Consider the following 9,573-nt stretch of genomic DNA (forward strand, 5'->3'; position numbering starts at 1 on the left):
TCTTGGATGCGCCTAACCACCAATCCTGATCACCGCCTTGATCAGGCCGTTCTTCTCATGCGCCCAGCGCGCGAGGTCGCGCGGCGCATCGGTGAGCGTCGTGCGGTGGGTGATGAGTTGGTTGACCGGCACGAGGCCTTTGGCGATCGAATCCGCCACATGCTCGAAATCGGCGCGGGTGGCGTTGCGGCTGCCGATCACCATCATTTCGCGTTTGTGGAATTCGGGGTCGGAGAAGCGGATATCGTCCTTGACGACGCTGACCAGCACCAGCGCACCGCCATGGGCGACGAAGGAAAAGGCCTTCTCCATCGACGGGCCGTAGCCCGTCGCGTCGAAAACCACGTCGAAACCGTCGCCGCCGGTTATCTCCCGTACGGCATCCGCCGTTCTATCGTTGGCGACTATGCCTGAGGTGAAGCCGAAGCGTTCGGCTGCCATCTGCAGCCGCTCGGCGCTGGTGTCGAGCAGCGTCACCTCGTGACCTGCGATGCGCGAGAAGATCGCCGTCCCAAGCCCGATCGGCCCGGCGCCGATCACAAGCGAGCGGGCTCCGGCGCCGGTCATCGATCGGCGCACCGCGTGGGCGCCGATCGCCAGGAATTCGACCGTTGCCGCCGCCTCGAGACTCAGGCCCTTGGCGGGATAGAGATTGCTCGCCGGAACCGAAATCTCTTCGCAGAAGGCACCATCGGTGTGGACGCCGAGCACCTTGATATTGGTGCAGCAGTTCGGCTTGCCTTGGCGGCAGGCGATGCATTGGCCGCAGGAGAGATAGGGATTGACGATGACGGGTGTGCCGGGCGCCATAGCAACGCCGTCGCCGGCCTCCAGCACCGTCGCCGAGATCTCATGCCCCATCACCCGGGGATATTCGAGGAAGGGATGTTTGCCCTCGAAGATGTGGTAATCCGTGCCGCAGATGCCGACATGGCTGACGGCAAGGCGCACCCAGCCGGGTGCCGGTGCCACGGGCGATGGACGTTCGGCGATGTCGAGCACGCCGGGCTCCCGGCAAACAACTGCTTTCATGACAAATCTCGCATTGCTGGAATGAGGAAGCCGGCCCTTCCGAGACCGGCTTTCTCTTTGGGTCAATTGCTCTTGCGGCGGCGCAGCTGGTCGAAGAAGACGATCACGATGATCAGGAGACCGGTGATGATACGCTGCCAGAAGGAGTTGACGTTCAGAAGGTTTGCGCCGTTGTTGATGGTGGCGAGAATGAAGGCGCCGATCAGCGGGCCGTGAACCGAGCCGACCGCGCCGAAGAGGCTGGTGCCGCCGATAACCGAGGACGCGATCGCCTGCAGTTCCCAGCCGTCGGCCTGCGTTGCGTTGCCGATGGCGATGCGCGAGGCGAGCAGCACGCCGACGAAGGCGGCGAAAGAGGCCGAGAGGATATAGGCAAGGTAGATCATGGCCTTGACGTTGACGCCGGAAAGACGCGCGGCTTCCGCATTCGAGCCGACCGCGAAGAGATAGCGGCCCCAGCGGCTGAGATGCAGGAAGACGAAGGACGGGATCGCCACCAGGATGACCATCCAGAACAGGCTCGGAATGCCGAGGAAATCGGCGCGCGCGAAATTGCTGAAACTCTCATCGGTGATACTGATCGTCGAGCCGTTGGTGATCAGCAGGCCGATGCCGCGCAGCGATGTCAGCGTCGCCAGCGTGATGATGAAGGGCGGCAGGCCCATATGGACGATGCCGAAGCCGTGGAAGGCGCCGATCGCCACGCCGATCGCGAGCGTCAGCGCGATCGCTCCCCAGAGCGGCACGCCCGCCTGCAGCAGCCAGGCGATGATGACCGTGCAGAAGCCGACGATGGCGCCGACTGACAGGTCGATGCCGGCGGTGATGATGACGAAGGTCTGGCCGAGCGCGAGGATTGCCGTCATCGCGCCCTGTCGCAGCAGGTTCGAGATGTTGAGCGGCGTCCAGAAGGCCTCCGTCCGGATGGCGAGCACGAGCCAGAGGAAGAGGAGCAGCCCGAGCAAAGTCAGGCCGAACAGGATGTTCATTTTCCGGCGCGGCGGCGGCGCGGCAATTTCGGTGGGGGTGGTGGTCATCAGTTCTCTCCCTCTTAGAGCATTTCCGTTTTTCTCCGAACCACGAAATGCTCTATCTATTTGTCTTAACGCAATTTCCGGACGCAAAACCGCGGTGCACTTTTGCTGGAATTGCTTATGCTCAGACGCCGATCGCTTCGCTGAGCACTTCTTCATGCGTCGCCGCATGGAAATCATGGCTGGCGACGAGCTTGCCGCCGCGGAAGACGTGCAGCCGGTCGGCCAGTTCATAGACTTCGGGCAGGTAGGAGGAGATCAGGATGATGCCTGCGCCCTCCTTCAAAAGCTTGGCGAAGAGCCGGTAGATTTCCGCCTTGGTGCCGACGTCGACGCCGACGGTCGGCTCGTCGAAGATGAACAGCCTTGCGCCGTGGCTCAGCCACTTGCCGATGACGATCTTCTGCTGGTTGCCGCCCGACATGCTCGAAGCCGGAACCCGCCGGCTCGGCGTCTTGATGCTGAGATCGCGGATCTGCTTGTCGGCATTGGCCGATTCCCGCGCATGGTTGATGACCGGCCCGTGGCTCAACCGCCCGAAGACCGGCAGATTGATGTTGAGACCGATCGGCAGGTTGAGGCAAAGCCCTTGGTCGCGCCGGCTTTCCGGCGCCAGCGCAATGCCGAGTTCCATGGCGGTGCGCTCGTTCCTGATATCGACAGGCTTGCCCATCCACGCGATCTCGCCTGATGTTATCGGCTGGCGCCCGTACAGTCCGAGCGCGAATTCGCTGCGCCCGGCGCCGATCAGGCCATAGAGGCCGACGATCTGCCCTGCCTTGACGCTCAGCGAAACATCTTCGAAGCCCGGACCCGAAAGGCCGCGGACCTCGACGATCGTCTCGCCGATCGCAATCTCTTCCTTGTGGTAGATCTGCTCGATCGAGCGGTTGATCATCAATGCGATCAATTCGGCATCGTTGGTCTCGCCGATCAGCCGCGTGCCGACATGGGTGCCGTCGCGCAGCACCGACACACGGTCGGCCAGCTCGAAGACTTCCTCCATGCGGTGACTGATATAGACGATGGTAACGCCTTCGCCCTGCAGGCGGCGGATCAGCTTGAAGAGCTGCGCCGATTCCTGGCGCGTCAGATAGGCTGTGGGTTCGTCGAAGATCAGGAACTGCGTGCCGCGCATGGCCGCGCGCGCGGTTGCCACCAACTGCTGCTGGCCGATCGTCAGCGAGCTCAAGAGCGCCGCCGCCGGCAGGCCGAAGCCCAGATCGTCGAGCACGGCCTGCGCCAGCTTCTCCATCTGCTTGCGGCGCATCAGGCCATAGCGGTTGACCTCGTCGCCGAGGAAGAGATTGGCGGCGACCGTCAGGTGCGGGCAGAGCACGACTTCCTGATGCACGGCGTTGATGCCGCGCGCGATCGCCTCGTTCGGCGTCGACAGCCCCACCGGTTGGCCGCACCAGAGCACCTCGCCCGCCGTGCGGGTGATGACGCCGGTGAGCAGCTTGATGAGAGTGGATTTGCCGGCGCCGTTTTCGCCGACGATGGCGTGGATTTCGCCGGCAAGGAAGGTCATCGTCGCCGGTTTCAGCGCCTGGACATGACCGTAATTTTTCTGCAGGCCTTTGAGTTCGAGGATAGGAGACCCGGTCGGAATCCGATTGGCCTCTTTCAGCGTGGCACTGTCATCATGGCGATGACTGACCTCTTCCAGTCCGATCATGGACCTCTCCTCCTCTTGTCGCCTCTGCACTCCACCCTGGGAAACATACCATGGATGGAAAAGGCCGCGCCGGTTTTTGAAAGCCGGCGCGGCCCGTTTGTCGGTTACTTGATCTTCGGGTTCAGCAGCGCTTCGATCTTCGGATCGGCCATGTTCGCCTTGGTGACGAGGTTGGCGCCGGTATCGACATTTTCCGGAACCGTTTCGCCCTTGGAGACGGCAAGCGCGGTCTTCACGCCGTCATAACCCATGCGATAGGGGTCCTGAACGACGAGGCCGGCGATCGCGCCGTCCTTGAGGAAGCCGACCGTCTTGTCGTCGCTGTCGAAGCCGATGACCTTGATCTTGTCGCCGAGCTTGTTTTCGGCGATCGCCTGGCCAACGCCCTGCGCCAGGATGAGGTTCGAGGCGAAGACGCCGACGAGCTTCGGATTGGCCGTGATCAGGTCGGTCATCATGTTGAGGCCGGTCGTCGCCTGGCCGTCGCCATACTTGTCGGCGATGACCTTCAGACCCGGATATTTGGTCTTCACCTGATCCAGGAAGCCTTCGCGGCGCTGTTCCAGCGAGCCGACGCCGGGAAGATTGGTGAGGATGACGATTTCGCCTTCTTCCTTGCCCGTCATTTCCTTGATGGCGGCAGCGAGACCGTCGGCAGCGATGCGGCCGCCCTGGACGTTGTCGGTCGTCAGGAACGACTTGAACGCCTTGGAGTCGGCGCCGGAGTCGATGCCGATGATCGGAACGGACTTGGCAGCTTCGTCGATCGGCTTGCCGAGCGCCTTGAATTCCGTCGGCGAGATGACGATTGCCGCCGGCTTGCCGGCGACGGCATTCTCGAGAATGCTGATCTGGCCGTTGATGTCGGATTCAGCCTGTGCGCCGAGCTCCGGCACGTTGACGCCGAGATCCTGGCCGGCCTTGCGGGCGCCTGCCAGAACGATCTGCCAGTAGAAGGACGTCGTGTCCTTGACGATGATCGGGATCGTCACATCGGCGGCGAAGGACGTGACCGGCATCGCCGTTGCGATGACGGCTGCCCCGGCGAGCGCGGTAAAGGCGCGGCGGGACAGAAGGGATTTCACGATGCTCATAAAAGTTCTCCTCTCAGGGTGCGTTCTCCTCCTAGGAAATCGTTCGCTGAACGCAGGCGAACGATTTTTATCGATAAAAAACATTTGCAGACAGAAGCTAGCCGAGGCGCAATCAAATTGCAAGTGCGCCGATCTCGCTTTTTTGCTCCGGAAAACACCTCCCAAGCAACTGATTTTATTTCAATACCACAAAGACCTAAAATAGGTCGTCAGCCGATGTCGACTTCATGCGGTTGCACGACACCCTTCTTCAAGATCAGGTTGCCATACAGCCTGAACTCCGTCGTCGCGACGATATAGGCGGCCTTGCGCGCCATCGCGTAGAAGGCGAAACGCTCGACCGGCACAATGCGGAAATCGCCGGCGCGCCTGGAAACGATTTCTTGGAACTCCGCGCACACTTCGGGCACCGCATCGGGATCGCCGACCACCTCCATCCGCCATGCCGTCTCGGGCACGAAAGTGTCGAGCGGCATATGCGTGAGGATTGCCTTGGCCATGTCAGTGGCGCTGACGCCGTCGGCGCGAATGACGGGCGGACCCATCGAGCCCGAGGGGAAATTGGCGTCCGAGATCACGATGTCGTCGCCATGCCCCATGGTCTTCAGGGCGTGGAGCAGATCGGGCCCGAGCAGCGGATGAATACCCTTCAGCATGTTCTCTCCTCAGACTCGGACCGCTTCGCTGCCGAGCGGCGGCGCGACCAGCGTATAGGGTTCGAATTCGGCGTAGATATCGTCGGGAAGCCTTGGCTCGATGCTCTCCATGTTGCGCGTCAGGCTCGAGGGCTTGGCCGTCCCGATCAGCACCGAGGCGACGATCGGATCACGCAGCGGAAACTGCATGGCGGGCGCTGCGAGCGGCACCCCGTGGCGCTTGGCGATCGCCTCCATTGCGCCGACCTTGGCGAGCACATCGTCGGTCGCCGGCATATAGTCGAAATGCGAACCCGGCACCGGGCCGGTGGCGAGAATGCCCGAGTTGAAGACGCCGCCGACGACGAGCGAGGTGCTCTTCTGCCGGCAGAGCGGCAGCAGTTCGGCGGCCGCTGAGCGGTCGAGCAGCGTATAGCGGCCGGCCAGCAGGATGCAGTCGAGATCGGCATGGCGCATGACGTCGAGGCAGACCGGCACTTCGTTGACGCCGAGGCCGAAGGCGGAGATCGCGCCCGAAGAGCGCAATTCTTCCAGCGCCTTCACGCCGGAATCGAGAAGCTGCTTCTGATAGACCGCATTCTTCGCCGCCCCATGCGTATAGACGCCGATATCGTGCACATAGAGAATATCGATGCGGTTCAATCCGAGGCGGGCATAACTGAACTCGACCGAGCGCATGATGCCGTCATAGGAATAGTCGTAATCGGCATCGAAAGAGAGCGGATCGACATAGCTGTAGTCAGGCACGGTTCCCGTCGGCACCGGCCTCAGCAGCCGGCCGACCTTGGTGGAGAGCACGTAGGAACCATCCGGCTGATCGCGCAGGAAATCGCCGACGCGCCGTTCGGCCAGGCCGAGCCCGTACCAGGGCGCAACGTCGAAATAGCGGATGCCGCTGTTCCAGGCGGCCTGCAGAGTTTCCATCGCCTGCTCGCGCGGGCAGGCGCGATAGAGGCCGCCCAAGGGGGCCGCGCCATAGCTGATTTCGGTCACCTCAAGCCTGGTCTTGCCGATCCGTCTCGTCTTCATCATGCCTCCTCGCCAAGTCTTGGGATTTCAGAGCAATTCCAGGAAAAGTGTGAAGCGGTTTCCCGTCCGGAATTGCGTAAAACAAAGGATTAGAGCGTTGCGCCGAGATGCCAGGGCACGAATTCATTATCGCCGTAGCCGAAGAGCTCGCTCTTCGTCTTCTTGCCCGAGGCCGTATCGACAATGAGCTCGAAGATCTCGCGGCCCTTGCCGCTGATCGTCGCGTCACCCGTGGCGATCGTGCCGCAATCGATATCCATGTCCTCCTCCATCGAGGCATAGAGCGCCGAATTGCTGGAAAGCTTCAGCGACGGCGCCGGACGACAGCCGAAGCAGCTGCCGCGGCCGGTGGTGAAGGCGATCATGTTCGCCCCGCCCGCCACCTGGCCGGTGGCCGAGACCGGATCGTAGCCTGGTGTGTCCATGAAGACGAGGCCGGGGGCGGTGACGCGCTCGGCATAGCCGTAGACCGCCGTCAGCGGCGAGCGCCCGCCCTTGGCGACGGCGCCGAGCGATTTTTCCAGGATGGTGGTGAGGCCGCCGCGCTTGTTGCCGGGCGAGGGATTGTTGTCGAGCGAGGCGCCGTGCAGGGCGACGTAATCCTCCCACCAGGCGATCTTCTCGTCGAGTTTCTTCGCCACCTCGTCGCTGACGGCGCGGCTGCGCAGCAGATGCTCCGCACCATAGATTTCCGAGGTTTCCGACAGGATCGCCGTGCCGCCGGCCGCAGCCAAGAGGTCGGCGGCGACGCCGAGCGCCGGATTGGCGGTGATGCCGGAAAAGCCGTCCGAGCCGCCGCATTGCAGGCCGATGATGATCTCGCCGACCGAGATCGGCACGCGCCTTTCCTTGCCAACATCGGCGGCTATTTCGCGCAGCACGCCCATGGCGCGTTCGACCGCGCGGCGCGAACCGCCGGCATCCTGAATATTGAAATGCCGCTTGGAGGCGCCGGCACCGCTCTGGCCGTACAGCGTCAGCTGGTTGACCTCGCAGCCGAGGCCGATCATCAGCACGCCGCCGAAATTCACATGCCTGGTGTAGCCGGCAAGTGTGCGGTGCAGCACGTTCATGCCGTCGCCGGTCGAGCTCATGCCGCAGCCCTGGTCGTGGACGATCGGCACGAAGCCGTCGATGCCCTCGTAATGCGGCAGGATCGTCCGGTTCGCCTCGTCGGCGATCGCCCGGCAGACGGTGGTGGAACAGTTCACGCTGGCAATGATGCCGATATAGTTGCGCGTCGCCGCCCGCCCGTCCGCACGGCGATAGCCCATGAAGGTGCGCGCCTTGTCCTCGGAGGTCGCCGCTTCCGGCGCCGAATTGGCGGTCGCCGCCAGCCGGTCGTTTTCAAAATGCAGATTGTGGCTGTGCACATGGTCGCCGGCCTTGACCTCAGCCGTCGTGCGGCCGATCGCCTGGCCGTATTTGACGACGGGCGTGCCGAGCGGAATATCGGCAATCGCCACCTTGTGGCCGGGGTCGATCTTCTGGCGGGCCTCTATGCCGGCAACCGTCGAACCCTGAGGGATGGCGGCCGTTGCGACCGCGACATTGTCTCCGGCCGAGAGGATGATCCAAGGCTGTTTGTCCACTCTCTTCTCCCTAGAGCATGACGCCAAAAACTGTGAGCCCGCCCGCTGCATCGGCGATTGCGCATTGATTTTGTTTTTTATCTACAATAAACATTTTCAAGTCAACGGGAATATTGATCCTGTGGACGAGGGAGGCAATGCGCCGCAGGCGGCCGAAAATGCGATAAAGGTCGTTCGGACAAGCCTTTGGGCTCGGCTTCATCCTGCTTTCGAGCGGGAACGGCAGCCGCGGCACCGGGCGGAAAAGCGGGGGTCTATGGCAAGGCAGAACACGGTCTTCAAGGAAGCGTATAACCGCTACGCCGCCGCGCTGCGGACGGATACGGCACTGCCCTCGGAGCCCGAGATCGCCGCCCAGCTCGGCGTCAGCCGCTCCACCGCACGCGCCATCCTCACACGGCTGAACGAAGAAGGTATCATCCGCTGGAACAAACGCCAGAAGATCGTGCTGCGCCAGCCGACCGACCGCGATCTCTTTCCTTCCGAAGAGACGGATTCGCTGCACGACATCATCGAGCGCAGCTTCATGCAGCGCATCCTTGCCGACGATGCCGCGCCCGGCATGCAGATCAACGAGCTGGAGCTTGCCCGCGAGATCGGCACCGGCACGACGAGCGTGCGCGAATTCCTGATCCGCTTCTCCCGCTTCGGCCTGATCGAAAAACGCCCCAACAGTCATTGGACGCTCAAGGGCTTTACCCGCGAATTCGCGCTCGAACTGGCCGATGTGCGCGAGATGTTCGAGCTGCATTCCGCCGCCGAGTTCGGCAAGCTTTCCCGCGACCATCAGGCCTGGGTCGATCTCGCGGCCATGCGCGAGGAACATCTCGCCATGCTCGACGACATCAACCAGCGCTTCAGGGACTTCTCCGTTCTCGACGAGCGCTTCCACCTTCTGATCCACCGCGCCTCGAAGAACCGCTTCATCGCCGACTTCTACGACGCGATCGCCATCGTCTTCCACTATCACTACCAGTGGAACAAGACGGCCGCCCGCGAGCGCAACGAACGCGCCATCCACGAACATCTGGATTATATCGCGGCGCTCGAATCCGGAAACCAGGCGGCGATCGAAAAAGCCTGCCGCGTGCATCTATGCTCCGCCCGCCAGACCCTGCTGCAATCCCTGCCGCAGAGTGTGGGTGAAAGCGTCTGAGTGTAAGTAAAAGGTTACAATGAGGGGCGTGCCGTGCGGCCCCCTCATCCGACCCTTCGGGCCACCTTCTCCCCGCTGGGGAGAAGAGAGAGCAAGCCGTTTTAGCGCTGCCCAAAGGAACCTGTCTATTCAAACGCGTTCGAACCAATGGGTCGACGACGAAACCGCGATCTCCCCTTCTCCCCAGCGGGGCTATTAGATTCACACATTGTCGAAAGCGGATAAGAGGAGGTCTACGCCGCGTTTGGTGGCCTGGAACTGGTGCCATCCGTCGAGCATGACGATTGGTCCAGGCTTTCCGT

The 9,573-nt window shown here is 62.4% G+C and carries 9 protein-coding genes; 1 reads left to right on the forward strand and 8 read right to left on the reverse strand.

Translation table 11 applies throughout. The features are described 5' to 3' along the window. Nucleotides 1-12: 12 nt before the first annotated feature. The 8 genes from ATY77_RS22970 to ATY77_RS23005 all read right to left on the reverse strand — a co-directional run bounded on the left by ATY77_RS22970 (nucleotide 13) and on the right by ATY77_RS23005 (nucleotide 8,317). The gene (locus ATY77_RS22970; protein WP_088688961.1) at nucleotides 13-1,032 is read right to left on the reverse strand and encodes a zinc-binding alcohol dehydrogenase family protein; all 1,020 of its coding nucleotides are present in this window, start codon (nucleotides 1,030-1,032) and stop codon (nucleotides 13-15) included. A 62-nt stretch (nucleotides 1,033-1,094) separates the two neighbouring features. Further along, the gene (locus ATY77_RS22975) at nucleotides 1,095-2,069 is read right to left on the reverse strand and encodes an ABC transporter permease (RefSeq protein WP_088676730.1); all 975 of its coding nucleotides are present in this window, start codon (nucleotides 2,067-2,069) and stop codon (nucleotides 1,095-1,097) included. Between the two features lie 121 nt (nucleotides 2,070-2,190). Further along, the gene (locus tag ATY77_RS22980) at nucleotides 2,191-3,744 is read right to left on the reverse strand and encodes a sugar ABC transporter ATP-binding protein (protein WP_088676729.1); all 1,554 of its coding nucleotides are present in this window, start codon (nucleotides 3,742-3,744) and stop codon (nucleotides 2,191-2,193) included. A 104-nt stretch (nucleotides 3,745-3,848) separates the two neighbouring features. Continuing rightward, nucleotides 3,849-4,838: an ABC transporter substrate-binding protein gene (locus ATY77_RS22985; RefSeq protein ID WP_088688962.1), complete on the reverse strand. Its 990-nt coding sequence runs from the start codon at nucleotides 4,836-4,838 to the stop codon at nucleotides 3,849-3,851. Between the two features lie 209 nt (nucleotides 4,839-5,047). Further along, the gene (locus ATY77_RS22990; RefSeq protein ID WP_088688963.1) at nucleotides 5,048-5,494 is read right to left on the reverse strand and encodes an RbsD/FucU domain-containing protein; all 447 of its coding nucleotides are present in this window, start codon (nucleotides 5,492-5,494) and stop codon (nucleotides 5,048-5,050) included. Between the two features lie 9 nt (nucleotides 5,495-5,503). Then, entirely contained in the window at nucleotides 5,504-6,523 is a 1,020-nt protein-coding gene (locus tag ATY77_RS22995; protein ID WP_088688999.1) for an aldo/keto reductase, read from the reverse strand. Nucleotides 6,524-6,612: 89 nt separating this feature from the next. Then, entirely contained in the window at nucleotides 6,613-8,115 is a 1,503-nt protein-coding gene (locus ATY77_RS23000; protein ID WP_088688964.1) for an altronate dehydratase family protein, read from the reverse strand. A 10-nt stretch (nucleotides 8,116-8,125) separates the two neighbouring features. After that, a complete protein-coding gene (locus ATY77_RS23005) occupies nucleotides 8,126-8,317 on the reverse strand; it encodes a hypothetical protein (RefSeq protein ID WP_088688965.1) in 192 nt (63 codons plus the stop codon). Nucleotides 8,318-8,371: 54 nt separating this feature from the next. Between ATY77_RS23005 and ATY77_RS23010 the strand changes: the two genes are divergently transcribed. Continuing rightward, nucleotides 8,372-9,271 (forward strand): GntR family transcriptional regulator, encoded by a 900-nt coding sequence (locus ATY77_RS23010; RefSeq protein ID WP_088688966.1) that lies wholly within the window; start codon nucleotides 8,372-8,374, stop codon nucleotides 9,269-9,271. Nucleotides 9,272-9,573 lie beyond the last annotated feature (302 nt).

The sequence above is a fragment of the Rhizobium sp. R634 genome, assembly GCF_002211305.1.
Classification (GTDB): domain Bacteria; phylum Pseudomonadota; class Alphaproteobacteria; order Rhizobiales; family Rhizobiaceae; genus Rhizobium.

Excerpts from the sequence above, each read along its gene's own strand:
- ATY77_RS23010 (WP_088688966.1), top strand. The coding sequence starts at position 8,372 with ATGGCAAGGCAGAACACGGTCTTCAAGGAAGCGTATAACCGCTACGCC.
- ATY77_RS22975 (WP_088676730.1), bottom strand. The coding sequence starts at position 2,069 with ATGACCACCACCCCCACCGAAATTGCCGCGCCGCCGCCGCGCCGGAAA.
- ATY77_RS23005 (WP_088688965.1), bottom strand. The coding sequence starts at position 8,317 with ATGAAGCCGAGCCCAAAGGCTTGTCCGAACGACCTTTATCGCATTTTC.
- ATY77_RS22980 (WP_088676729.1), bottom strand. The coding sequence starts at position 3,744 with ATGATCGGACTGGAAGAGGTCAGTCATCGCCATGATGACAGTGCCACG.
- ATY77_RS22995 (WP_088688999.1), bottom strand. The coding sequence starts at position 6,523 with ATGAAGACGAGACGGATCGGCAAGACCAGGCTTGAGGTGACCGAAATC.
- ATY77_RS22990 (WP_088688963.1), bottom strand. The coding sequence starts at position 5,494 with ATGCTGAAGGGTATTCATCCGCTGCTCGGGCCCGATCTGCTCCACGCC.
- ATY77_RS22985 (WP_088688962.1), bottom strand. The coding sequence starts at position 4,838 with ATGAGCATCGTGAAATCCCTTCTGTCCCGCCGCGCCTTTACCGCGCTC.
- ATY77_RS22970 (WP_088688961.1), bottom strand. The coding sequence starts at position 1,032 with ATGAAAGCAGTTGTTTGCCGGGAGCCCGGCGTGCTCGACATCGCCGAA.